1 protein-coding gene is annotated in these 425 nt (G+C 55.5%); it reads right to left on the reverse strand.

The features are described 5' to 3' along the window. On the reverse strand, positions 1–425 hold a 425-nt coding region (locus tag A3709_RS20855; protein WP_197484336.1), incomplete at both ends, for a ribonucleotide-diphosphate reductase subunit beta.

Genomic DNA, 425 nt, shown 5'->3' on the forward strand with positions numbered 1-425 from the left:
TTCAGTTACCGCATAGAAGCCAATCAGGTTGCGCAGGAATTCCTGATCAGTCTCCAGGGTGCCGGTAGTAAATGTCGGATCGCTAAGGCTGTGCGTGTGGCTCAGGCTCCAGGAGGCCTTGGCGGCAACGGACGGAACCTCGCGATACATATTGAAGATTTCACCTTCGTCCATACCCAGTGACTCAATACAGTACTGGTAGGCGTGAGTGTGAATGGCTTCCTCAAAGGCCTGGCGCAGCAGGTACTGGCGGCATTCGGGGTTGGTGATCAGGCGATAAATGGCCAGCACCAGATTGTTGGCCACCAGAGAGTCTGCGGTTGAGAAGTAGCCCAGTGAGCGCATCACGATGCGGAGATCATACTCGGTGAGGCCATCGTCCAACTTCCCGTGGGCGACATCCGCCGTCATGTTAATTTCCTGGG

Source organism: Halioglobus sp. HI00S01 (assembly GCF_001635445.1).
GTDB lineage: Bacteria > Pseudomonadota > Gammaproteobacteria > Pseudomonadales > Halieaceae > Halioglobus > Halioglobus japonicus.